The following is a 21,784-nucleotide window of genomic DNA, read 5'->3' as shown; positions in this document are numbered from 1 at the left end:
GGCCCGCACTCTAAGACCTCAAGATAACTTGAGGTAAAGTATTTCCCGACATCATGCCCGGGAATCGGGCCCCAGGAACCGCCATGCCTACCCGTCCGCCGCCCGGGCCGCCGCCGGCCATGACCCACGAAGAATGGGCCCGCGAACTGACCGTGGGCGAGGTGGCGCGCCGCAGCGGCGTGGCCGTCTCGGCGCTGCACTTCTATGAAGCCCAGGGCTTGATCCGCAGCCGCCGCAATGCGGCCAACCAGCGCCGCTACCCGCGCGCGGTGCTGCGCCTGATCGCGGTCATCAAGGTGGCGCAGCGCACGGGTATTCCGCTGGCCGAGATCCGCGCGCGGCTCGCGCACCTGCCGCACGACCGGCCGGTCAGCGCGGCCGACTGGCGCGCGCTGTCGGCGCAATGGCGCGCCGAGCTCGACGACCGGATCGACCGGCTGGTGCGGCTGCGCGACCAGCTCAGTTCCTGCATCGGCTGCGGCTGCCTGTCGCTGGAGGATTGCCCGCTGCGCAATCCGGCGGATGTGTGGGCCGGCGAGGGCCCCGGGCCGCGGCTGCTGGATCCCGATTGAGGCGTGCCGCTCAGGCCTGCGCCCCGGCCAGCCGGGCGGCTTGGCGCGCCACCTCGGCCACGCCGAAGCTCAGCGCCAGTTGCTGCGACTCCAGTTCGTCGAGAGCAAACCAGCGGGCTTCCAGCGCATCGTCGGCGGCCACCGGCTCGCCGCCGGCCCAGCGGCACAGCACCGCGATCAGGATGTAATGCCGGCGCAGCGCGCCGTGCTCGTCGCGTTCGTAGACGTCGCGCGCGTCGAACACATGCAGGGCCTCGCCGCGCACGCCGGTTTCTTCGCGCAGTTCGCGCACGGCGGCGGCATGGACGGTCTCGCCCGGCTCGATCTTGCCGCCGGGGAAGGCCCAGCGGCCGGCGTCGGGCGGATGGGCGCGCCGCACCAGCAGCACGCGGCCGTCGCGCACCACGGCGGCGATGGTCGCGGCGATGGGCCCGCGCGGGTCGCGCGGCGGCAAGGGCGGGGCAGGCTCGGCCATGGCGTGGCCCGCTAGTCGCCGAACACTTCGTGGGCGCCGGCATCGCCGCGGCGCCAGTAGCTGGCCGCGCGGATGCGCGACTTGTCGATGCCGCGCTCGTGCACCAGGTGCTGGCGGATGCCGCGGATGACGGCGGATTCGCCCGCGGCCCAGACGTAGCCTTCGCCGTCGGGCAATTGCAGGCGGCGCACCACGCGTTCCAGCACCGGCGGGCCGTCGTCCGGTTCGGCCGCGCCGTGGACCCATTGCAGGGTCAGGTCGGCGCGGGTCGGCAGGGCGATGCGGGTGCTCGGGTGGCGCGTTTCGATGACGGCCAGCACGCGCTTGCCGCGCGGCAGTTCTTCGAGCCGCCGCGCGATCGCCGGCAGGGCGGTCTCGTCGCCGATCAGCAGGTGCCAGTCGAACGCGTGCGGGATGACGAACGAGCCGCGCGGGCCCGCCACGCCCAGGTACTGTCCCGGCGCGGCCTGGGCCGCCCAGCTGGCGGCCGGGCCATGGCCGTGCAGCACGAAGTCGATATCGAGTTCGCCGGCCGCGGCATCGTAGCGTCGCGGCGTGTAGTCGCGCGCGACCGGGCGCGGCGCGCCTTCGGGGTAGCTCGGGCCGTCTGGCCCGATGACGGGCAGCACCGGCATGGCGCCGGCCTCTGGCAGGAACACCTTGACGTGGTCGTCGAACGAGGCCGAGACGAACCCGGCCAGTTGTTCGCCCGCCAGCGTCACGCGCACCAGGTGCGGGCCGATACGCTGGACACGGCGCACTTGCAGCAGGCGCGCCCTGAGCGGGTGCCGTACTTTCTGCACGGCATAGGGATCGAGAGTGGATGAGGCTTGCATGAATATCCTTGTCGCTTGCGGCGTAGATGGGTCAACAGGCCTTGTCGCCGCCCAGTATCTCGGCCGCGGCGCGCCGCAGGATGGCGGCGATGCGCCGCTGTTCGCCGGCATCGGCCTGCGAGCGGCGCAGCAGCGCTTCGCGCAGGGCGCGGCGCGCCTCGACGAACTCGCGCAGCCAGCCGCTCGCTTCGGCCGCTTCCTGCTCGCCGGCCTCGCCCTGCCAGGCCTGCTTCATCCAGGCCATCTTGCGCGCCGCGTGCTGCAGGCCGGCGAACAGCAGTTCCACCCGCTCGCGCTGGGCATCCAGGTGGGCGCGGCCGGCCGGCGCCAGGTGATAGCGCTTGCGGTTGCCGTGCGCTTCCACGGTAGCGTAGTCCAGCTCTTCCAGGTAGGTCAGGGCGGGATAGATGACCCCGGGGCTGGGGCTGTAGTAGCCATTGGAGCGCGTCTCCAGTTCCTTGATCAGCTCGTAGCCGTGGCGCGCCTGTTCTTCCAGCAGGGCCAGCAGCATCAGCTGCAGCTCATCGGCGCCGAACTTGCGGCCGCGCAGCATGCCCGGGCCGTCGCCGCCCATGCCGTGGCCGTCGCCAAACCAGCCGTGCCCGCCGTGGCGGCCGCGCTGGCCGGCCGGGCCCAGCCACAGGCGGGGGTGGGCGGGCCGCGCCGGCTCCAGCCCGTGGAATAAACGATGCCATCCGTGCATGGTGTTTCCTATTTATCTTACGATGTATCGTACGATAGTTTCCCGCGTAGGGCGATGTCAAGCCCCGGATGCTCAGAACTGGTAGGTGGCGCCAAGGCCGGCCGCCCAGGTGCGGCCCGGCGCCGGCTCGTAATAGCGGTCTTGGCCGGCATTGACGATGACCGAGCCGGCATAGTGGCGGTCGAACAGGTTGTCGACGCGGGCGAAGGCGTCGATCCGCCAGTCCCGCCACGACCAGACGTAGCCCGCGTGCACGGCCGCCGTGAAATAGCCCGGCGCGCGGTGCTGGTTGCGGTCGTCGGCGTACATGGCGCTCAGGTAGCGGCCTTCCACGCCGGCGCGCCAGCCTTGCGGCGGCGCCCACGACAGCGCGGCATAGGCGGCGTGGCGCGCCGTGCCGGGAATGCGGTTGCCGGCCGGCACACGGTTGGCGGCGCTGGGTTCGCCACTGGAGAAGCTGTCGCGGTAGCGCGCGTCCAGCCAGGTATAGGCCAGCGTGGCCTGCCAGTGGCGCGCCAGCGCGCCGGTCCAGCTCAGCTCGGCACCGTGGCGGCGCGTGCGGCCGGCGTTCTGGTAAGTGGTGCGGCCGTCCAGGCTGGTATCGACCACGATCTCGTCGGCGGTGCGCGTCTGGAACAGCGCGGCGGTCAGGGTGCCCTGCCCGACGCGCGCCTTGGCGCCCGCTTCGATGCTAGTGTTGACCGAGGGCTGCAGGCCGAAGTTCAGCCCCGGCAGGCCATCGGGCCGATACGAGATTTCGTTGAAGGTCGGCGTTTCGAAGCCCCGTCCGGCGGTCAGGTACAGGTTCAAGTCGGGCGTGGGCTGGTAGCGCAGCGCCGCCATCGGCAGGGCCTTGCGGTAGCGGGCCCGGCCGCTGTCGTCGCCGTTGCCGGGCGCGATGTATTGGTCGTGCGAATCGAAGCGCACGGTGCTGTAGCGCAGGCCCGCCTCCAGCGCCCAGGCCGGCGCGACCTGCCAGGCAGCCTGCAGGTACGGGTCGAGGTTCCACACCTCGTTGCGCTCTTTGCGGCGCAGCGCGCCCTGCACGCCCAGTTGCGGCCCCTGCGCCGTGAGCACGTAGTTCTCGTAGCCGCGGCGGTCTTCGGTCATGGTGTCGTACGCGATGCCCGCCGCTACCGTGAGCGGGCGCGCCGCCAATTGCAGGCGCGAGGTCCAGCGCAGGTCGGCGCCGCCGTAGTCGCGCCGCAGGTCGATCACGCCGCCGGCCTGGCCGGGCGCGGCTTGCACGGCCACGGGTATGGACAGGAACTGGCGCGTGTGGCGCTGCCCGTAGTAGAACGCCAGCCGCAGGTCGTTGTCGCCGTCGAGGCGCTGCTCGTAGATGGCGCCGCCCTGGGCCTGGCGCACCGACTTGCGGGTGTTGAAGCGCAGCGCGCTGGGCGCCGCGCTGCGCGGGTCGTCCTCGAATTCCTCGCGCGTCAGTCCCTGCGGGTCATCGGCGGTCAGGTCCACGCTGTTGAGCACCAGGGTGAGCGTGCGGTCGGCGTCCAGCCCGATGTCCAGCTTGGCGTTGGCCAGGGTCTTGCGGGCGGCGCTGTGCGCGCGGTAGCCATCGGTCAGGAAGCGGCTGGTGCTGAGCACATAGCCCAGTTCGTGCGGCGCGGCGCCGGCGGCGCCGCTGGCTTGCAGGCCATAGCGGCGCTGGCCGTCGCTGCCGGCGGCGAAGCTGGCGCTGGCGCGCGGCGGGTCGCTGCCATCCTCTGTATAGACCTGCACCACGCCGCCCGACGAGTTGCCGTACAGCGCGGAGAACGGCCCGCGCAGGATTTCCACGCGGTCGATCGAGGCGATGTCGATGTTCGACGTCTGGCCCTGGCCGTCGGGCATGGTGGCCGGAATGCCGTCCACGTACAGCCGCACGCCGCGCACGCCGAAGGTCGAGCGGGCGCCGAAGCCGCGCACCGAAAGCTGCAGGTCCTGCGCGTAATTCTGGCGGTTCTGGATGAGCAGGCCAGGCACGCGGGCGAGGCTTTCCGACAGGTTGACCTGCATCTGGCTGTCGCGCATGGTGCTGCCGTCGATCACGTCCACCGAGGCCGGCGTGGTGAAGGCGGGCTGGACGATCCCGGTGCTGGTCACGGTGACCGGCTCCAGCGTGGTGACGTCCTCGGCGGCGTGGCTAGCGGCGCCGGCCAGCGCCAGCGCGGCGCAGCGGTTGGCGTGCCGCAGCAGCGCGGCAAAGCCGGGCCGGCCCGCGCGCGCGCCCCGCATGTCAGCCGCCCGGTTCGGCGCGCGGCGCGGCGGCCTGCGCGAAGTTGCGTTCCAGCACGCCCAGCACGCGATTCAGCGCCGCGATGTCCTGGGCCGAGAGGCCTTGCAGCGCCTCCTCGAAGAATGCCGCGCGGCGCGGCAAGGCCTGGTCCACCACGGCTTGGCCGGCCGGGGTCAGGACGGCGTTGGTGACGCGGTTGTCGTGGGGGTCGGCGCTGCGCGTGACCCAGCCCTGCTGCTGCATGGCCTGCAGCAGGCGGGTCAGGGATGCCGGATCCAGGCGGCAGCGCTCGGCCAGCAGCTTTTGCGAGCACTGGCCGCATTCGTGCAGCGTCAGCAGGATGCGCCAGCGCGGCAGCGCATGGCCCACGCGGCTGCTGAAAGCGGCCTGCATGGCGCGATAGGCCTGCCCCAGGTGCTGCACGATCTGCAGGCCTTCTGGTTGGTCGGACAAGGGTAGGGTCTCCTGCGGAATATCTGGAAGCGCGGCGCCTGGCGCCGCCCCATCCGGGGCATTGTGCCAGGAATGGCGGCGCGGTTCGCTCAGGCGCGGCCCAGCCGCGCCACGGTACGCGCCAGGTCGTCGCGCCAGCGCGCTTTCCAGTCGTCGGGCACGAAGCTGGCGGCGAAGCTGTTCTCGGCCAGCCGCACGGCCTGGCGGGCATCCAGGCGGGGCAGGGCGCGGAAGGCCTCCAGGAAGTTCTGGTTCAGGTAGCCGCCGAAATAGGCCGGATCGTCGGAATTGATGGTGACGCACAGGCCGGCATCGAGCAGGTCGGCCAGGTTGTGGCCGGCCATGCTGTCGAATACGCGCAGCTTGATGTTGGACAGCGGACAGACGGTCAGCGGTATCTGTTCGCGCGCCAGGCGCGCCACCAGGCCGGGGTCCTCGACGCAGCGCACGCCGTGGTCGATACGCTCGGCGCCCAGCAGGTCGAGCGCGTCGCGGATATATTGCGCCGGGCCTTCCTCGCCGGCATGCGCGACGATGCGCAGCCCCAGTTCGCGGCAGCGCGCGAATACGCGGGCGAATTTTTCCGGCGGGTTGCCGCGCTCGCCGCTGTCCAGCCCGATGCCGATGAAGTGCTGGCGGTAGGGCAGCGCCTGTTCGAGCGTGGCGAAGGCGTCCGCTTCGCTCAGGTGGCGCAGGAAACAGAGGATCAGCGCGCTGCTGACGCCCAGCTCGGCCCGCGCGGCGGCGCAGGCCCGCGCCAGGCCGGCGATCACCGTGCCCATGGGCATGCCGCGCGCGGTATGGGTCTGCGGGTCGAAGAACAGTTCGGCGTGCACCACGCGCTCGGCCGCGGCGCGCCGGAAGTACGCCATCGCCATGTCGAAGAAGTCCTGTTCATGCAGCAGCACGCCGGCGCCGGCGTAGTAGATGTCGAGAAAGCTCTGCAGGTCCGTGAAGGCATATGCCGCGCGCAGCGCCTCGACGCTGGCGTAGGGCAGGCGCACGCCGTTGCGCTGTGCCAGCGCGAAGATCAGCTCGGGCTCGAGCGTGCCCTCGATGTGGACGTGCAGCTCGGCCTTGGGCATGGCCCGCAGCAGTTCGGGGAGTTTTTCGCGGGGAAAATCGGTCATTGTGTTCATGGCGGGGCGTAGGGTGCCGGCCGGCGCGCCGCAAGGCCGCGGCCCTGGTTTGTTACCATATTGCCACGCCGTCGGTTCGAAACGGCGGGAATCGTCCCATACCTTACCGGATGGCGGGCGGTTATTCCCAAATTTTCCCAGTCGAGGTACCCCGCGGGGCGGCAATGAAGACGTGGTTCAAGCGCATATTGATAGGCCTGGTGGTGTTGGTTGTCGTGGCCGTCGTCGGCCTGGCCATCTTTTTGCTCACGTTCGACCCCAACGCCTATAAATACAAGCTGGAAGAGCTGGTCCAGGAACGGTACAACCGCACCCTGGCGATCGACGGCGAAATCGAATTGTCGCTGTTCCCGCGCATCGGCCTGTCGGTGCAGGGCGTGTCGCTGTCCGAGGCCGGCCGTCCCGACACCTTCGCCTCCATCGAGAGCATGCGCCTGGCCGTGGCGGTGTGGCCGCTGCTGTCCAGCAACCTGGTGGTCGACCATGTGGCCATCAACGGCTTCAAGGCGCGCATGGTGCGCGACAAGAACGGCCATTTCAATTTCGAGGATCTCGTCGGCGGCGGCGCGGGCAACACGGCCGCGCCGGCCGGCCCGGCCGGCGCGGCGGTCGGCGCCATGGCGGGCGCGGCCCAGGCCCTCGCCACCGGCGGCGCCGCGGCGCCGGCCACCATGCAGATCGACATCGCCGGGCTCGACCTGCAGTCCGGCGAACTGCAGTTGCAGGACGAAATCTCCGGCATGGCCGTGGCGGTCACCAATCTCACCGCCAACACGGGCCGCGTCACCTACAACCAGCCGTTCGACGTGAGCCTGTCGGCCCGCGTCGAAGGCGGCAATCCCCGCGTGGACGCCAACCTGACCGGCCAGGGGCTGCTGACGCTCGATCCGCTGGCCAAGCGCTTCGCCGCGCAGAAACTCGATGTGCGCATGGACGGCAATGTGCTGGGCGCGGAAGCCAAGAGCCTGGCCGCGCGCGGCAACCTGGCCTTCAACGGCCGCACTTCCTCGCTGGACGTGGCGGGGCTGGAAATCGTCTTCCAGGGCAACGTGCCCGATCCGGCCACGCCCATGCAGAATGTCGAGGCCAGCGTCGCCATTCCCAAACTGGCGGTCGACCCGCACAAGCTGCAACTGCAGATCGAGAAGCTGGCGGTGCGCGCCAAGGGGGCGCTGCCCGGCGGTCCGTTCGAACTGGCCGCCGACGCGCCGGCCTTGAATATTTCGCCGTCCTCGGCCACCGGCCAGGCGCTCACCGGCCGGGTGCGCCTGCAGGGGCTGGACGCCAGCTTCGGCCTGAACGGCATCAGCGGCAATGCCAGCGAGCTGGACATCAAGGAAATCAAGCTCGACAGCACGCTCACGCAGGGCGAGCGCGTGGTCAAGGCGGTGTTCACCTCGCCCGCCACGTTCAATCTGTGGCAGCGCGCCATCGGCCTGTCGGCCATGAAGGGCGACGTCAGCATCACCGACCCGGGCCTGCCCAAGGGCAGCCTGCAGATCCCGGTCATCGGCAGCATGAACGCCAACCTGCAGAAAGACCAGGCCGGCGCCAAGATCAACGCGGTGCTCGAAGGCGGCAAGTTCGACCTCACCGCCGACGTCAAGAATCTGTCCGAAGTGCCGGACATCACCTTCGCGCTGGCGGTCGACACGCTCGACCTGGACAAGCTGGCGCCGCCGGTGGCCGCCGCGCCCGCCAAGCCGCAGGAAGGCGACGGCAAACAGGACGACCCCGCCAAGCCGCCCGCCAAGCCGGCGCCCGCCGCCACGCCCGCCTCGGACGGTTCGATCGACCTGTCGGCGCTGGTGGGCCCGACGGCCAACGGCACGATCAAGGTCGGCGAGCTCGTGGTGCGCGGCCTGAAGGCCAGCGAGCTCAGCGCCAAGCTCAAGCTCGAGAAGGGCAAGCTCGACGTCTCCACGCTGGCGGCCTCGTTGTACGGCGGCAAGCTGGGCGGCGCCTTGTCGGTCGACGCGGCGGAAGGCAACCAGGTCGCCGCCAAGATGACCCTGGCCGGCATCGACATCGGGCCGCTGCTGGCCGACCTGGTGCAGCGGCAGGCGCTGACCGGCAAGGGCAGCCTGGCGCTCGACTTGAAGACCGCCGGCTCGAACTCCTACGCGCTGACCACCGGCCTGAACGGCAGCATGCAACTGCGCCTGCGCGACGGCGCGGTGCGGGGCATCAATGTGGCGCAGACCCTGCGCGAGCTGAAGGCTGCTTTCAGCGGCCAGCTGGACAACCCCACAGTGGCCGCCGACCAGGCCCGCCAGACCGACTTCACCTCGCTCGAAGCCGACCTGGTGTTCGTCAAGGGGGTGGCCAATGCCAAGCGGCTGGACATGGCCTCGCCGTTGCTGCGCGTGTCGCAGGGCGATCCGGCGGCCATCGATTTCGTCCAGAACACCCTCAATTTCGTCGCCAAGGTGCGCGTGGTCAATACCACTACCGGCCAGGACGGCAAGGACCTCGAAGAGCTCAAGGGCATCACCATCCCGGTGCTGATCAGCGGTCCGTTCGACAAGCCGGTCTATACGGTGCAGTGGCGCGACGTGGCCGGCAGCGCGCTCAAGCGCGCCCTGGAGAACCGGCTCAAGGAAGCCGTCGGCGGCCAGGCCGACGGGGCCAAGCTGCCCGGACAACTCGACAAAGCCCTGAAGGGGCTCCTGAACAAATGAGCGCACCCGCTTTCCAGCCCGTCGCCGAGTGCGGCGAGACCACCCAGGCGCAGGCCGGGGCCTATCACCGGCGCTGGCTGGTCAGCAACGATGCCGGTACCTGGCTGAACCGCGCGCTGTGCCCGCGCCTGGCCGAGGTGACGGTGGAACTGCGCATGGGCTACCTGGTCATGAAGGCGCCGGGCATGCTGCGCATGGACATCCCGCTCGACGTGATCGAGGACGACGATAGCGTGCGCTACCAGATCCGCATCGGCGAGCAGACGGTCGACGTGGTCGACGAAGGCGACCTGGCGGCCGCCTGGCTGTCCAACTTCCTGCAATTGCCCTGCCGCCTGCTGAAAGTGCACCCTGACATGGCCGAGGTGCGCTGGCCGGCCTGAGCGGCTCAGGCCCGCTTGTATGCCAGCACCGCGTGGGCCGCCAGCCCGGCGGCCAGCCCCCAGAACGCCGAGCCGATGCCCCAGGCGCTGAAGCCCGACGCGGTGGCCAGGAGCGTGATCAGGGCGGCTTCGCGGCGCTGCGCGTTGGCCATGGCGCCGGTCATGCCGCCCAGGATGGCGCCCAGCAGGGCCAGGCCGGCCAGGGCGGCGATCAGGGCCGGCGGCAAGGCCTGGAAGAACACCGCCACCGCGCCGGCCACCACGCTGAGCAGCACGTAGGCCAACCCGTAAGTCGCGGCGGCGATGTAGCGCCGCGTCGGCTCGGGATGCGCCTCCGGGCCGGTGCAGATGGCCGCGACGATGGCGCCCAGCGTCACGCTGTGCGCGCCGAACGGCGCGGCCAGCAGGCCCAGCAGGCCGGTGGCCGCCACCAGCCGCGAGGCCGGCGGGCGGTAGCCGGAAGCCTGCAGGATGGCCAGGCCGGGCAGGTTCTGCGACGCCAGCGCCACCACGAAAATGGGCACGCCGATGCTGATGGTGGCCTGCCAGGTGAAGACGGGCGTGGTCCAGACGAATTCGGTAAGGCGCCAGTCGACCTCGCCCAGCCGCAGCTGGCCCGTCGCGCCCGCCACCGCCAGGCCCGCCGCCATCACCGCCAGGACGGCATAGCGCGGCGCCCAGCGCTTGCCGAGCAGGTAGGCCGCGCACATGGCCAGCACCAGCGTCGGCTGGTCGCCCAGGCGGGTGAAGATCTTCAGGCCGAAGTCGAGCAGCACGCCGGCCAGCATGGCGCTGGCGATCTCGGGCGGCACGCGCCGCATGATCGGGTCGATCCAGCCGAACAGGCCGCAGGCCAGGGTCACGGCCGAGGCCAGCAGGAAGGCGCCGACCGCCTGGTCGAACGGCACGCCCGCCAGGGCGGTGACCAGCAGGGCCGCGCCGGGCGTGGACCACGCCAGTACTACCGGCATGCGGCTGCGCAGGCTGATGGCCAGGCCGCCCAGGCCCAGCGCCAGGCAGATGGAGCCCAGCCAGGAGCCGATGCGGGCGGCGTCCAGGCCGGCCGCGTGGCCCGCCTGCACCATCAGCACGGCGGTGCCGCCGAAGCTGACCAGCACGGCGACCAGCCCCGCCACCACGGCCGAGACGGACAGGTCGCGCGCCGGCGAGGCGCGCAGCGGCACGGCAAGACTGTCGGGAGGATTCACGCGGTACCCGTCAGGCGTCGGTACTTGGCCATGAGCGCGTCCTGGCCTTCCTGCCACTGCGGATGCAGCTCGATGCACTCGACCGGGCACACCACCTTGCACTGGGGCTCGTCGTGGTGCCCCACGCACTCGGTGCAGCGGTCGGGATCGATGACGTAGTATTCGGGCCCCATGGAGATGGCCTCGTTGGGGCACTGCGGCTCACAGACGTCGCAATTGATGCATTCTTCGGTGATCTTCAGAGCCATGGCGGAGAAAACAGGGCGGGGCGGGTACAGGCCATTGTAGCGCCGCCGCCGCGCGGCCTCAGGCGCTCGGCCAGGACTGCTCGCGGTGTTCCTTGGCCTTGGCCTGCAGCCAGCGCTCGACCGAGGGGAACACGAACTTGCTGACGTCGCCGCCCAGCTGGGCGATTTCGCGCACGATGGTGCCGGAGATGAACTGGTACTGGTCGGACGGCGTCATGAACATGGTCTCGACCTCGGGCAGCAGGTGGCGGTTCATGCCGGCCATCTGGAATTCGTATTCGAAGTCCGACACGGCGCGCAGGCCGCGCACGATGACGCGGCCGTTCTGCTCGCGCACGAAGTCCTTGAGCAGGCCGGCGAAGCTCTGCACCTCGACGTTGGGGTAGTGGCCCAGGACCTCCCGGGCGATCTCGACGCGCTCGTCGATGCTGAAGAACGGCTTCTTGTTGCGGCTGTGCGCGATGCCCACCACCACCTTGTCGAACAGGGCGGCGGCGCGGCGCACCAGGTCTTCATGGCCGCGGGTGAGCGGGTCGAACGTACCGGGGTAGACGGCGGTAATCATGCTGGCTCCGTATCCTTGTGGCTGGCGTACACCTTCCTCCGAATTCCGGATTATTGACCTAATTGCGCATTGCAGCAAATTGCAGCAGCCCGTAGTGGACGGCGCCCGCCCGGTCGTGTCGCAGCACCTCGAAGCCAGCAGGCGGGTCCAGGGGCGCTTCCGACTCGGCATAGACCAGGCCGTGGCTGGCCAGGATGCCGGGCAGCAGGGGCCACAGGCGCGGCAGCCAGCCCTGGCCGAAGGGCGGGTCGAGCAGGACCAGGTCGAACCGGGAAGCGTCCATGCGCTCGACAACCTGCATGGCGTCGCCGGCATGGATGCGCACCGCCTGGGCCTGCAGCTTGTCGCGCAAGCCGCGCAGGGCGGCCAGGGCGGTGCGGTCGGCTTCCACCATCTGGACGTGCGATACGCCGCGCGAGGCGGCCTCGAAGCCGAGCGCGCCGCTGCCGGCGAACAGGTCCAGCACCTGCTTGCCGGCGAATTCGCCGCCCCACAAGTGGGCCAGCCAGTTGAACAGGGTTTCGCGCACGCGGTCGGGCGTGGGCCGCAGGCCCGGCACGTCGGGCACGGCGATGGGCGTGCGCCGGTACTGGCCGGCGACGATGCGGATGGGCTTGCCGCCCGTGCTGGATTTCTTCAAGAAAACGACCTCCTCGGGCGAATAGTAGCCGGCCCGGCGGCACCCGGCCGCCCGGCGGAATATACTTTCGTCCATGTTTCGCTTCTTCAAGAAAAAATCCCCGCCGCCCGCCCCCGCGCAGCCCGATGCCGCGCCGCCGGCGGACGCGCCCGCGGCGCCGCCAGCCGTAGAATCGCCGCCCGAGGGCCCCGCGCCGGCCCCGGCGCCCGAGCCTGACACGGGCCGTCCCGCGCCCGCGGTCGAGCCGGCGTCCCCGCAGCCGCCGGCGTCCGCGCCGGTTGCTGCCCCGCCGGCCGCGCCGGCGCCGGCCCAGTCAGCCGAGCCCGCGCCGGCCCGGCCCGCCGAGGCCGTGCCGGAGCCGCGACCCGAACCGGTCGTTCCGCCGGAGCCCGCCACCACCGCGCCCGCCGCCGCCGAACCGGCCAGGAAGACTTCCTGGCTGGGCCGGCTCAAGCAGGGCCTGTCGCGCACCGGCCAGAGCCTGGGCGGCCTGTTCGTGGGCGTCAAGGTCGACGAAACCCTGTTCGAAGAGCTCGAATCGGCGCTGATCATGGCCGACGCCGGCCTCGAGGCCACCGAGCAGCTGCTGACCGCCTTGCGCGCGCGCGTGCGCAAGGAACGCATCGAAGACCCCGCCAAGGTCAAGGCCGCGCTGCGCCAGGTGCTGGCCGACCATCTGCGGCCGCTCGAGCGGCCGTTCGACTTGCGGCGCGCCAGTCCGCTGGTGGTGATGATCGCCGGCGTCAACGGCGCCGGCAAGACCACTTCCATCGGCAAGCTGGCCCATGCTTTCCAGCGGCAGGGCGCCAGCGTGCTGCTGGCCGCCGGCGACACCTTCCGCGCGGCGGCCCGCGAGCAACTGATCGAATGGGGCAGCCGCAACAATGTCAGCGTCATTGCCCAGGAAGGCGGCGACCCCGCCGCGGTGGCGTTCGACGCGGTCAATGCCGGCCGCGCGCGCGGCGCGGGCGTGGTCATGGTGGACACGGCCGGCCGCCTGCCGACCCAGCTGCACCTGATGGAAGAGCTGAAGAAAATCCGCCGCGTCATCGGCAAGGCCGACGGCGCGGCGCCGCACGAGGTACTGCTGGTGGTCGACGGCAATACCGGCCAGAACGCCCTGGCGCAGATCCGCGCCTTCGACGCGGCCATCCAGCTGACCGGCCTGGTGGTCACCAAGCTGGACGGAACCGCCAAGGGCGGCACGCTGGCGGCCGTGGCCTCCGGCAGCCAGGGAGTGCGGCCGGTGCCGGTGTACTGGATCGGCGTGGGCGAGGGCATGGAAGACCTGCAGCCGTTCGTGGCCGACGAGTTCGCGGCCGCGCTGCTGGCCGATTGAACGCGGGCGGTCCGGGCCGCCGCCGCCCGGCCGCTATTTCCAGAAGGGCTTGGCGTCGGCCAGCCGGTCGAAGGCCTGCTGCGCCTCGGCGGTCAGCTTGTCGAGCCGGGCGCTGATCCAGCCCAGCGCGAACCAGGCTTGCGGATGCGCGTCCGTGCACGCCTGGTAGTAGTCCTTGGCCATGGCCAGGTCGTTGATCTCGCCCAGCAGGTCCTGTACTTCGGCCAATTGCTTGCGGTAGCCGCGCAGCCGCGCCTGCGGCAGCAGCGATTCGGCGAACGACAGGCCGTAGCGCAGGCGCTTGCCGCGCTTGCGCAGTTCGTGCCGCGCCGGGATGTCGAGCGTGCGGAACCGCTTGCCCTGCGCGGCCACCTTGCTGTGCCAGCGATGCAGGCGGTTCGCCAGCAGCTTGCGCAAGGGCTGCGGCCCGGGCTCGGCGGCCAGCGGGATGATCGTGGGCGTGACGGGCGAAGGGGCGGCCGTGCCGTCCAGCCGCATGGCCGGTTCCGGAGCCTGGTCGGACATGGCCGCCGCTTCGGGCGCGCTGGCCGGCGCGGGCGGCTGCACGGCCAGGCTCCATTCCAGCGCATCGAGCAGCCAGCCCTGGAAGCCGGCGCTGGCCGCGATGGCCTGCGAATCGATGTCCGGCGGCGGCGTGTCGAAGCTCAGCACCGGCATGCCGGCGCGCAGCAGCGCGGGGGTGACGGATTCGTTCAGCACGTCCTGGTCGCGGTTCTGGCCGAATGCGCCGAAGTGCGTGCGCGCGCCCTGCAGTACCGGGTCTGGCGGCGGCGCGGTCCAGCCGTCGAACAGCCGCCAGGCCGAGCGCAGGCGGCGCATGCCGACACGCAACTGGTGCACGTGCTCCGAGTTGCCGGCGGGATAGACGCCCAGGGTGTCCACCTCGGCCAGCACGGCGGCATTGCGCGCGATCTGGTCCAGGCATTCGGCGGCGACGCGGCCCATGGCGCCGGGCGCATCCAGGGAGTCGTCCAGCACCACCGGCGCGGCGCCGCGCGGCGCCCAGAAGCGCGCGATGATCGTGGCGCGGCGCGCCTCGGTGTCGGGCGCGGCCGGGTCCAGCGTCGCCAGCTCGCGGGCCAGGCTGGCCAGCGCGTCGCCGCGTTCGGACTTGCTGCGCGCGTCCAGCACCAGCCAGTGACGCTGCTGCCAGCGGCGCGCCACCGCGAAGATCGCCGCCGGCCGGCCGGACACCAGCTCGAATTCGAGTTCGGAAATGGGCAGTTCCAGCGCGCCGGCGCGCAGGATGCCGGTGTCGTAGGCCAGTTCGACCGTGCCCTGGCGGCTGCGCACCTTGCGCACCAGCCGCTGCACGTCGGTCTCGTAGCGCAGCCCCAGTTCGCCCTTGATGGCGGCCAACGGCGCCTCGACTTCGGTGCCGGCGTATACGGACAGGTCCAGGACCGGGCCGGGGCGGGGGTGGTTGATCTCGACGCGGGTGATGGCGTCGGCGCCGGGCATCTTCAGCGTCTGCACCCATTCGCGGCCTTCCTGGCGCAGACGCAGCGCAATGCGGGCGCGCGCCAGTTCGCGCGCGGGCGTGTCGAAATAGAGGGCATGGAGGCGGATGCGTGTGGCATCGCGCTGGCGGATTTCATCCTGGACCGGCCGGCGCGCCGCGGCCGGGACGTGCAATTTCAATTCTTGTTCTGACATGGCCCGCGACCAGTGCTGGTAAACAGCCAATGGTACTCAATCGGGCGCGCCGATTTGATGACTAGTCATGAAAAGTTCATCGAAGCGGGCGGGGAGAGGGAAAGGTGTCTGACACCTGCCAGCATCTTGCGGGGAACGCCAGGCGCGCCCTACAGGATCCGCTTGCGCGCCTGCGTGATGAGGATTTCCGCGACGATCACCACGGCGAAGATAGCGGCCAGCACCAGGGCCACGCGATCCCACTGGAACAGGTTCAGCGCGGTATCGAGCGCCATGCCGATGCCGCCCGCGCCCACCAGGCCCAGCACGGCCGACTCGCGCACGTTGATGTCCCAGCGCAGCAGGACGATGGACCAGAACGCCGGGCGGATCTGCGGCCAGTAGCCGTACCAGAGGATCGCGCCCTTGCTGGCGCCGGTGGCGGTCAGGGCCTCGACCGGGCCGCGCTGCGCTTCTTCGATGGCCTCGCCCACCAGCTTGCCGACGAAGCCGATGGAGCGGAACGCGATGGCGAGGGTCCCGGCCAGCGCGCCAGGCCCGAATATGGCGATGAACAGCAGCGCCCACACCAGCGAATTGACCGAGCGGCTGGACACCAGGATGAGGCGCGCCAGTTGGTTGACCAGGCGGCTGGGGGTCAGATTGTTGGCCGCCAGCAGCCCCACCGGCACGGCCAGCAGCACCGACAGGATGGTGCCCAGCGTGGCGATGTGCAGGGTTTCGAGCAGCGGCCCGTGCACGCCCTCCGGGTAGTACGACCAGTCGATCGGCCACATGCGCCGCAACAGGTCGGCCATTTGCTCGGGCGCGTCGTAGAGGAACTCGGGGATGATCTCGACGCTGCGCAGCGCCTGCACGATGGCCGCGACCACCAGCAGGTACAGCGCGAAGCGCAGCAGCCGCTGGCCCATGGTGTAGCGCTGCCAGGTGCGCGGATAGCCGGCGCCGGCCAGCGGGGTGGCGGTGCTGTTCATTCGTCCGCCTCCGGCCGCGCCGGCGGCTTGCCGCCCAGGCCGCGCGCCGCGTCGAAGCGGCGCTGCAGGATGGTGTCGAAGCCGAGGTTGTCGAGGAACACCGCGCGCACGAAGCGCGCCAGCAACTCGCCGACCATGATGATGGCGATCAGGGTGATGAGGATGGCCGCCACGAAATCGTAGTCGAAGCGCTGGAAGGCCGAGAACAGCGTGCCGCCGATGCCGCCCGCGCCGACGATGCCGACCATGGTGGAGTTGCGCAGGTTGGAGTCGAACTGGTAGGTGGCGAAGCCGATGAAGCGCGCGAATACCTGCGGCAGCACGCCGAACAGGATCACGTTGGCGAACGAGGCGCCGGTGGCGCGCACCGCCTCGACCTGCTTGAGCGAGATTTCCTCGATGGACTCGGTGAACAGCTTGCCGATGAAGCCGACTGATGCCACCGCCAGCGCCAGGATGCCGGCCAGGGCGCCGAAGCCGACCGCCTTGACGAACAGGATGGCGACGATCACCGGGTGCAGCGAGCGGCACAGCGCCACGATGGCCCGGGCTGGCCAGGAGGCCCAGGACGGCATCAGGTTGCGCGCGCCCAGCAAGCCGATGGGCAGGGCCACCACGATGCCCAGCACCGAGGCCAGCACGGCGATCTCCAGGCTTTCGGCCAGGCCTTGCCACAGCGTGTCCGGCTGCTGGATGCGCGGGGGGAACATGCGGCCCAGCAGCGTGGCGGCGTGCCCCAGGCCGTCCTGGAAGCGCGCCAGGCTGAAGTCCAGTTGCCCGGCCGCATACAGCGCGTAGACAAATACCAGCACGGCGCTGAGCCTGGCCTGCCAGGACAGCGCGAACGGGCGGCGCTTCACTGCAGCCACGACTCGCCTCCGTAGATGGTCTTGAGCGTGGCGGTGTCCAGGCCGCGGCCGTCGCCGTCGTAGACGATGTGGCCGCCCGACATGCCGACGATGCGGCTGGCATAACGGCGCGCCAGCTCCACGTCGTGGATGTTGACCAGCACCGGGATGCCATTGGCGTTGCCCTGCGCGGCCAGCAGTTCCATGATCTCGACCGAGGTCTTGGGGTCGAGCGAGGAAGTGGGTTCGTCGGCCAGCAGCAGTTGCGGACGCTGCATCAGGGCGCGCGCGATGCCCACGCGCTGGCGTTGCCCGCCCGACAGGGCGTCGGCGCGCTGGTCGCCGAAGCCGCCCAGGCCGACCACGTCCAGCAACTGGTAGGCGCGCTCGATGTCGTCGGGCTCGAAGCGCCGCATCCAGGCGTTGAGGGCGCTGCTGTAGCCCAGCCGGCCGGTCAGCAGGTTTTCCATCACGGTCAGGCGCTCGACCAGGTTGTATTCCTGGAACACCATGCCGATGCGGCGCCGCGCCTGGCGCAGCGCCGTGCCGCGGATGGCGGCCAGGTCGACCACCGCGCCGGCCTCGGTCCGCAGCACGATCTCACCGCGGGTGGGGTCGATCAGCCGGTTGATACAGCGCAACAGCGTGCTCTTGCCGGTGCCGGACGGGCCGATGATGGCGGTCAGGCCCTGGCCTTCGACCTGCAGGTCGATGCCCTTGAGCACCGGCCTGCCGGCCCGGTATTCCTTGACCAGGCCGGCAATACGTAAAGATGTGGTCATGCTTACTGCTTGCCTTTGCTCTTGCTCTTGGCGGTTTCGCGGTCATAGGCGTCGCGGTTGAAGCGCTCGCCGCCCGATTCCGCCACCTGGCGCACGATGGCCCAGTCCTTCTGGTAGGTCACCGGGTAGAAGCGGTCGGCGCCGTCGAAGGCTTCCTTCATTTCATCCGGGAAGCGGAAGTCGTAGAAGCACTTGAGCATCTTGTCGCGGAACTTGGGCTCGAGGTCGTGCGCATACGAGAACGACGAGGTCGGGAATTTCTCGCTGGTGTAGATGATGCGGAAATCTTCTTCCTTGACCTGGCCGCGCTCGGCCATGCGGTGGAATACGTCCGACGCTACCGCGGCGGCATCGTAGTCGCCCGAGTTGACGCCCATGACGGACTGGTCGTGCTTGCCCGAGAAGATGATCTTGTAGTCCTTGTCCGGCACCAGGCCTTCCTTGGGGAACAGCGCCACCGGCGCCATGTGGCCGGAGTTCGACGACGGCGAGGTATGGGCCAGTTTCTTGCCCTTGAGGTCGCTGAGCTTCTGGTAGGGGCTGTCTTTCTTGACGATGACGATCAGGTTGTAGCCCTGGAAGCCGTCCGCGTAGCCCTTGACGGCGAACGGCACGGCGCCGGCGATATTGACCGCGTAGGCGGTCGGGCCGGTGGAAAAGCCGCCCACGTGCAGGCGGCCCGAGCGCATGGCTTCGATCTCGGCGGCGTTGCTCTGCACCTGGTAGAACACCACGCGCTTGCCGGTGCATTCGCCCAGGTATTCGGTGAACGGCTTGAAGATGTTGGCGTATACGGCCGGGTCTTCGACCGGGGTGTAGGTGAACACCAGGGTCGACGGCGTCTTGAGTTTGTCGGCGTCGGTGGGCGTATCGGCGACCAGGTCCTTGTTGGCATCGCAGTACATCTGGTCGAGATCGCCGCGGTTGGGGCAGGCGTCGGCGGCATGGGCCGCCTGGAAACCGCACGCCATGGCGATGGCGGCGGCGGCCTGCAACAGGCGCAGGGCTGGCATGGTGCGTCTCCTCTTGAGTGTTCGAATATGACTAGACACATTTATTCAAACACAAAAAAACGAACTCGCCCAGCCGGGTAAATACCTGCCTTTGTTTTCGTGTTGCTTTCGTGTCGCTTTCGTTTTTTTCGATTTGCTTTCGTTTTGCGGTCACCGCCGGGTTTTATGCGCGATATCCCAGTTTGCGCGAGATTTCCTTCGCGCAGGCCAGCAGCGGGCGGGCGATGGCGCCGTCCCAGGCGATGTCGAACAGGCCGGACGGCCCCAGGCTGGTCAGGGCCAGCACCACGTTGCCGGTGCTGTCGAATACCGGCACCGAGAGGGCGTCCACGCCGGGCAGCGGGTTGCCGATGGCCCGTGCCATGCCGTGCACGCGGATGTCGGCCAACCGGGCCTCGATCTCGGCATAGGCCACCTTGCGGGGCGGCTGCCGGCCGGCGATGACGGCGGTGTCGCCTTCCTCGCGGGCGATGTAGTGCTCGGCGACCTTGGGCGGCAGCCAGGCCGCGAAGACCAGGCCGGTGGCGGTATGCAGCATCGACATGACAGTGCCCTTGCGCATGTTCACGTGCACCGGGTAGCTGGCCTCGGTCATGTGGATCATGGTGGGGCCGTGCGAGCCCAGCACCGCGATGCCCAGCGTGTGGCCGATCTCGGACTGCAGCTTGGCGATCTCCGGCATGGCCACCCGCACCGGGTCCAGCCGCTGCAGGCTGACCAGGCCCATCTGCAGCGCGAAGGGACCGAGCTCGTACTGGCCGGTGACCGCGTCCTGCTGCACCAGGCCGACGCGGATGAAGCTGACCAGGTAGGGATGCGCCTTGGCCGAGGTCATGCCGGCCGCGCCGGCCAGGTCGCGCAGGGTGAGCGGCTTGCCGGCATCGACCAGCGCCGCCAGCAGCGGGAAGCCGACTTCGACCGACTGGATGCTGCGGCGGCCGTCGCCGGCCGGCTTGGCGGAGGGGGTGGCAGCGCTGCTCATGGACGGATGGCCTCCTCAGGCGGCGGACGACAGCGCGCCGCGCGCCGCCAGCAGGCGCTCGGCCATCTCGACGAAGCCGCCTCCGCCATGGCGCGCGGCCACATAGGCGGGGCGGTGCTCCAGCCGGTGCAACTGGGCCTGGATATTGGCCACGCCCACCGACACGGGGAAGAACGCGAACATGGGTTCGTCGTTGGGCGAGTCGCCGATGAACAGGCAGGTGGGCAGGGCCTGGCGGATGTCCAGCCCCAGTTCGCGCTCGAACAGCGTGCGGGTCATGGCGAGCTTGTCGTAGTCGCCGAACCAGCCGTTGACGTGGATCGAGCTGACCTTGGCCTGCGCGCCGGCCTCGCGGAAGATCTCGACGATGCGGTTGATGGCGGCGTCGGGCAGGGCCGGCACGTCTTCGCAGAAATCGATGGCCAGGTCGGCCACCCGGTAGTCCTGGTCGCTGGCCACGGCGGCGCCGGGCACCTCGCGCAGCACGCGCTCGCGGATGGCGTCCAGCCGGGCGCGGTTCTGCGCGCGTGCGCGGGCGTCGGCCCAGTAGTGGGTTTTCATGCGGCGCGCCGCGCGGTCGTAGGCGTAATAGAAGGCGCCGTTCTCGCCCACCACGGCGCGCACCGGCCACATGCGGGCGATGTGGTCGCACCAGCCGGCCGGGCGCCCGGTGATGGGCACCACCTGGATGCCGGCCGCTTCCAGCCGCTCCAGCGCGGCGTAGGCATCGGCGGGCAGGCGCCCGTCGGTGGTCAGGGTGTCGTCGATGTCGGTGAGCACGATGCGTACCGCGGCGGCGACGGTGGCAGGCATGGCGGCGAGCGCTTGCATGAGGGTCCTTGGGATGCGGCGGGTTTTGTCCTGGGCGGAGTTTACCGTTCGCCCGGCGGCTGCGAGGCGGATGTGGAAGAGAGGGATATACCAATTAGTGAACCAATTAAAAAATATTGGTAATTTGGACTCTAACTGGTACTCTTTGCTGTCATGATGACACGCGGCGCGGACGCCCCGACGCTGCCAACCAAGGAGGAGACACCTTGAACGAAAAACGCCTGATTTCCTGGCTTATGATGGCGAGCGCCGTGTTCGCCGCGGCGCCTGCGGGAGCCGCGGGGGCCGCGGGGGCGGCCGGGGACTATCCCCGCCGGCCTATAACCATAGTTGTACCATTTGGTGCAGGTGGCTCCGCCGATGTCTATGCCCGTTACCTGGGCGACCGGCTCCAGAAGCAGTTCGGCCAGTCCGTCGTGGTGGAGAACAAGCCGGGCGGCGGCGGGGTCATCGGCACGGCCTACGTGGCGCGCGCGCAGCCCGACGGCTACACGCTGCTGGTCATGTCCAATACGCAGACCGTGAACGAGACCTTGCTGAAGGACCGGCCCTACGACCTGATGAAGGACTTCGAGCCGGTCGCCCCCATCAACGAGGCAAGCCTGGTGCTGGTGGCGAAGAAAGGGCTGGATGTCGCCAGCGTCGGGGACCTGGTGGCGCTCGAAAAGCAGAAGCCGGGCGAGCTCAATTACGCCAGTTCCGGCATCGGCACGCCGTACCACATTGCCGGCGAGCTCTTCAGTTCCATGGCCGGGACCAAGGTGCAGCACGTGCCCTACAAGAGCAGCGGCCAGGCGCGCACCGGCGTGGCCGCCGGCGAAGTCGACTACATGTTCGATGCGATCGCCACCATGCAGGCATTCGTCGACGATGGCCGCGTCAAGGCGCTGGCCACCACGGGCAAGGAACGATCGCCGGTGTTCCCCGACTTGCCCACCGTGAGCGAGGCCGGGCTGCCCGGCTACGAGGCCAACATCTGGCTGGGCCTGCTGGCGCCCAAGGGCACCGCGCCGGAGATCGTCGCCAAGCTCAACCGCGCCATCGGCGAGATCGCCGGGGATCCACAGGTCGAGCAGCAATGGCGCAAGGATGGCGTCTCGCCCATGGTCATGGACCCGCCGGCCTTCAGGAAATACTTGCAGCAGGACATCGAGCGCCTGCGCAAGATCGCCCTGGACGCCGGCATGGTGCAGCAGTGAGCC

The 21,784-nt window shown here is 69.9% G+C and carries 22 protein-coding genes; 5 read left to right on the top strand and 17 right to left on the bottom strand.

The genetic code is table 11. The features are described from left to right. Window positions 1-83: 83 nt before the first annotated feature. Entirely contained in the window at window positions 84-572 is a 489-nt protein-coding gene (soxR, locus tag ACKTT0_RS03690) for a redox-sensitive transcriptional activator SoxR (protein WP_407848215.1), read from the top strand. A 10-nt stretch (window positions 573-582) separates the two neighbouring features. Here soxR and ACKTT0_RS03685 read toward each other — a convergent pair whose 3' ends face one another. The 6 genes from ACKTT0_RS03685 to ACKTT0_RS03660 all read right to left on the bottom strand — a co-directional run bounded on the left by ACKTT0_RS03685 (window position 583) and on the right by ACKTT0_RS03660 (window position 6,411). Next, window positions 583-1,047: an NUDIX hydrolase gene (locus ACKTT0_RS03685; RefSeq protein ID WP_407848213.1), complete on the bottom strand. Its 465-nt coding sequence runs from the start codon at window positions 1,045-1,047 to the stop codon at window positions 583-585. A gap of 11 nt (window positions 1,048-1,058) precedes the next feature. Further along, entirely contained in the window at window positions 1,059-1,883 is an 825-nt protein-coding gene (locus ACKTT0_RS03680; RefSeq protein WP_407848211.1) for a siderophore-interacting protein, read from the bottom strand. Window positions 1,884-1,914: 31 nt separating this feature from the next. Further along, window positions 1,915-2,586: a PadR family transcriptional regulator gene (locus ACKTT0_RS03675; RefSeq protein WP_407848209.1), complete on the bottom strand. Its 672-nt coding sequence runs from the start codon at window positions 2,584-2,586 to the stop codon at window positions 1,915-1,917. Window positions 2,587-2,658: 72 nt separating this feature from the next. After that, on the bottom strand, window positions 2,659-4,818 hold the full coding sequence (locus tag ACKTT0_RS03670; protein WP_407848208.1) for a TonB-dependent receptor domain-containing protein: 2,160 nt from the start codon (window positions 4,816-4,818) through the stop codon (window positions 2,659-2,661). Window position 4,819: 1 nt separating this feature from the next. After that, on the bottom strand, window positions 4,820-5,212 hold the full coding sequence (locus ACKTT0_RS03665; protein WP_407852378.1) for a MarR family winged helix-turn-helix transcriptional regulator: 393 nt from the start codon (window positions 5,210-5,212) through the stop codon (window positions 4,820-4,822). Window positions 5,213-5,361: 149 nt separating this feature from the next. Next, complete coding sequence (locus ACKTT0_RS03660; RefSeq protein ID WP_407848206.1) at window positions 5,362-6,411, bottom strand: adenosine deaminase; 1,050 nt, start codon at window positions 6,409-6,411, stop codon at window positions 5,362-5,364. A 164-nt stretch (window positions 6,412-6,575) separates the two neighbouring features. Between ACKTT0_RS03660 and ACKTT0_RS03655 the strand changes: the two genes are divergently transcribed. Next, the gene (locus ACKTT0_RS03655; protein ID WP_407848205.1) at window positions 6,576-9,092 is read left to right on the top strand and encodes an AsmA family protein; all 2,517 of its coding nucleotides are present in this window, start codon (window positions 6,576-6,578) and stop codon (window positions 9,090-9,092) included. Further along, the gene (locus ACKTT0_RS03650) at window positions 9,089-9,475 is read left to right on the top strand and encodes an MOSC N-terminal beta barrel domain-containing protein (RefSeq protein WP_407848203.1); all 387 of its coding nucleotides are present in this window, start codon (window positions 9,089-9,091) and stop codon (window positions 9,473-9,475) included. The genes ACKTT0_RS03655 and ACKTT0_RS03650 overlap by 4 nt, the downstream gene beginning before the upstream one ends. A gap of 5 nt (window positions 9,476-9,480) precedes the next feature. Here ACKTT0_RS03650 and ACKTT0_RS03645 read toward each other — a convergent pair whose 3' ends face one another. From ACKTT0_RS03645 to rsmD, 4 genes are read right to left on the bottom strand one after another with little or no spacing between them, the layout of a single operon-like run. Beyond that, window positions 9,481-10,683 (bottom strand): benzoate/H(+) symporter BenE family transporter, encoded by a 1,203-nt coding sequence (locus tag ACKTT0_RS03645; RefSeq protein WP_407848201.1) that lies wholly within the window; start codon window positions 10,681-10,683, stop codon window positions 9,481-9,483. After that, on the bottom strand, window positions 10,680-10,931 hold the full coding sequence (locus ACKTT0_RS03640; RefSeq protein ID WP_407848199.1) for a YfhL family 4Fe-4S dicluster ferredoxin: 252 nt from the start codon (window positions 10,929-10,931) through the stop codon (window positions 10,680-10,682). The genes ACKTT0_RS03645 and ACKTT0_RS03640 overlap by 4 nt, the downstream gene beginning before the upstream one ends. 58 nt (window positions 10,932-10,989) lie before the next feature. Beyond that, complete coding sequence (coaD, locus tag ACKTT0_RS03635; RefSeq protein ID WP_028352592.1) at window positions 10,990-11,496, bottom strand: pantetheine-phosphate adenylyltransferase; 507 nt, start codon at window positions 11,494-11,496, stop codon at window positions 10,990-10,992. Window positions 11,497-11,554: 58 nt separating this feature from the next. Further along, entirely contained in the window at window positions 11,555-12,136 is a 582-nt protein-coding gene (gene rsmD, locus ACKTT0_RS03630) for a 16S rRNA (guanine(966)-N(2))-methyltransferase RsmD (RefSeq protein ID WP_407848197.1), read from the bottom strand. Window positions 12,137-12,209: 73 nt separating this feature from the next. On the opposite strand from rsmD, the gene ftsY reads away from it, so the two are divergent. Next, window positions 12,210-13,475, top strand: a complete 1,266-nt coding sequence (gene ftsY / locus ACKTT0_RS03625) for a signal recognition particle-docking protein FtsY (RefSeq protein ID WP_407848195.1) — start codon at window positions 12,210-12,212, stop codon at window positions 13,473-13,475. 33 nt (window positions 13,476-13,508) lie between these two features. Here the strand turns inward: ftsY and ACKTT0_RS03620 are convergent, their stop codons facing one another. The 7 genes from ACKTT0_RS03620 to ACKTT0_RS03590 all read right to left on the bottom strand — a co-directional run bounded on the left by ACKTT0_RS03620 (window position 13,509) and on the right by ACKTT0_RS03590 (window position 20,582). Beyond that, complete coding sequence (locus tag ACKTT0_RS03620) at window positions 13,509-15,152, bottom strand: CYTH and CHAD domain-containing protein (protein WP_407848194.1); 1,644 nt, start codon at window positions 15,150-15,152, stop codon at window positions 13,509-13,511. Between the two features lie 149 nt (window positions 15,153-15,301). After that, the gene (gene phnE, locus ACKTT0_RS03615; protein WP_407848193.1) at window positions 15,302-16,126 is read right to left on the bottom strand and encodes a phosphonate ABC transporter, permease protein PhnE; all 825 of its coding nucleotides are present in this window, start codon (window positions 16,124-16,126) and stop codon (window positions 15,302-15,304) included. Further along, window positions 16,123-16,995, bottom strand: coding sequence for a phosphonate ABC transporter, permease protein PhnE (gene phnE / locus ACKTT0_RS03610; protein WP_407848191.1), 873 nt, complete (start codon window positions 16,993-16,995; stop codon window positions 16,123-16,125). The genes phnE (ACKTT0_RS03615) and phnE (ACKTT0_RS03610) overlap by 4 nt, the downstream gene beginning before the upstream one ends. Next, window positions 16,983-17,756 carry a phosphonate ABC transporter ATP-binding protein gene (gene phnC / locus ACKTT0_RS03605; protein WP_407848190.1) on the bottom strand — a complete coding sequence of 258 codons (774 nt, stop codon included), beginning with the start codon at window positions 17,754-17,756 and terminating at the stop codon, window positions 16,983-16,985. The genes phnE (ACKTT0_RS03610) and phnC overlap by 13 nt, the downstream gene beginning before the upstream one ends. Window positions 17,757-17,758: 2 nt before the next feature. Then, window positions 17,759-18,769: a phosphate/phosphite/phosphonate ABC transporter substrate-binding protein gene (gene phnD, locus ACKTT0_RS03600; protein WP_407848188.1), complete on the bottom strand. Its 1,011-nt coding sequence runs from the start codon at window positions 18,767-18,769 to the stop codon at window positions 17,759-17,761. Window positions 18,770-18,932: 163 nt separating this feature from the next. Continuing rightward, the gene (locus ACKTT0_RS03595; RefSeq protein WP_407848186.1) at window positions 18,933-19,751 is read right to left on the bottom strand and encodes an IclR family transcriptional regulator; all 819 of its coding nucleotides are present in this window, start codon (window positions 19,749-19,751) and stop codon (window positions 18,933-18,935) included. A 15-nt stretch (window positions 19,752-19,766) separates the two neighbouring features. Beyond that, window positions 19,767-20,582: an HAD-IIB family hydrolase gene (locus tag ACKTT0_RS03590; RefSeq protein ID WP_407848185.1), complete on the bottom strand. Its 816-nt coding sequence runs from the start codon at window positions 20,580-20,582 to the stop codon at window positions 19,767-19,769. A 236-nt stretch (window positions 20,583-20,818) separates the two neighbouring features. Here ACKTT0_RS03590 and ACKTT0_RS03585 point away from each other — a divergent pair, with 236 nt between their 5' ends. Beyond that, the gene (locus ACKTT0_RS03585; protein WP_407852377.1) at window positions 20,819-21,781 is read left to right on the top strand and encodes a tripartite tricarboxylate transporter substrate binding protein; all 963 of its coding nucleotides are present in this window, start codon (window positions 20,819-20,821) and stop codon (window positions 21,779-21,781) included. Window positions 21,782-21,784: the final 3 nt, after the last annotated feature.

This window comes from Bordetella saccharivorans, from assembly GCF_045862855.1.
Lineage (GTDB): Bacteria > Pseudomonadota > Gammaproteobacteria > Burkholderiales > Burkholderiaceae_B > Bordetella_A > Bordetella_A petrii_F.
This window is presented reverse-complemented; position numbering and strand designations above follow the sequence as displayed.

Bases quoted from the DNA above. Each gene is read 5' to 3' on its own strand.
- soxR (WP_407848215.1), top strand. From the start codon at position 84: ATGCCTACCCGTCCGCCGCCCGGGCCGCCGCCGGCCATGACCCACGAA.
- ACKTT0_RS03685 (WP_407848213.1), bottom strand. From the start codon at position 1,047: ATGGCCGAGCCTGCCCCGCCCTTGCCGCCGCGCGACCCGCGCGGGCCC.
- ACKTT0_RS03680 (WP_407848211.1), bottom strand. From the start codon at position 1,883: ATGCAAGCCTCATCCACTCTCGATCCCTATGCCGTGCAGAAAGTACGG.
- ACKTT0_RS03675 (WP_407848209.1), bottom strand. From the start codon at position 2,586: ATGCACGGATGGCATCGTTTATTCCACGGGCTGGAGCCGGCGCGGCCC.
- ACKTT0_RS03670 (WP_407848208.1), bottom strand. From the start codon at position 4,818: ATGCGGGGCGCGCGCGCGGGCCGGCCCGGCTTTGCCGCGCTGCTGCGG.
- ACKTT0_RS03665 (WP_407852378.1), bottom strand. From the start codon at position 5,212: ATGCAGGCCGCTTTCAGCAGCCGCGTGGGCCATGCGCTGCCGCGCTGG.
- ACKTT0_RS03660 (WP_407848206.1), bottom strand. From the start codon at position 6,411: ATGAACACAATGACCGATTTTCCCCGCGAAAAACTCCCCGAACTGCTG.
- ACKTT0_RS03655 (WP_407848205.1), top strand. From the start codon at position 6,576: ATGAAGACGTGGTTCAAGCGCATATTGATAGGCCTGGTGGTGTTGGTT.
- ACKTT0_RS03650 (WP_407848203.1), top strand. From the start codon at position 9,089: ATGAGCGCACCCGCTTTCCAGCCCGTCGCCGAGTGCGGCGAGACCACC.
- ACKTT0_RS03640 (WP_407848199.1), bottom strand. From the start codon at position 10,931: ATGGCTCTGAAGATCACCGAAGAATGCATCAATTGCGACGTCTGTGAG.
- coaD (WP_028352592.1), bottom strand. From the start codon at position 11,496: ATGATTACCGCCGTCTACCCCGGTACGTTCGACCCGCTCACCCGCGGC.
- ftsY (WP_407848195.1), top strand. From the start codon at position 12,210: ATGTTTCGCTTCTTCAAGAAAAAATCCCCGCCGCCCGCCCCCGCGCAG.
- ACKTT0_RS03620 (WP_407848194.1), bottom strand. From the start codon at position 15,152: ATGTCAGAACAAGAATTGAAATTGCACGTCCCGGCCGCGGCGCGCCGG.
- phnE (WP_407848193.1), bottom strand. From the start codon at position 16,126: ATGAACAGCACCGCCACCCCGCTGGCCGGCGCCGGCTATCCGCGCACC.
- phnC (WP_407848190.1), bottom strand. From the start codon at position 17,756: ATGACCACATCTTTACGTATTGCCGGCCTGGTCAAGGAATACCGGGCC.
- phnD (WP_407848188.1), bottom strand. From the start codon at position 18,769: ATGCCAGCCCTGCGCCTGTTGCAGGCCGCCGCCGCCATCGCCATGGCG.
- ACKTT0_RS03595 (WP_407848186.1), bottom strand. From the start codon at position 19,751: ATGAGCAGCGCTGCCACCCCCTCCGCCAAGCCGGCCGGCGACGGCCGC.
- ACKTT0_RS03590 (WP_407848185.1), bottom strand. From the start codon at position 20,582: ATGCAAGCGCTCGCCGCCATGCCTGCCACCGTCGCCGCCGCGGTACGC.
- ACKTT0_RS03585 (WP_407852377.1), top strand. From the start codon at position 20,819: ATGATGGCGAGCGCCGTGTTCGCCGCGGCGCCTGCGGGAGCCGCGGGG.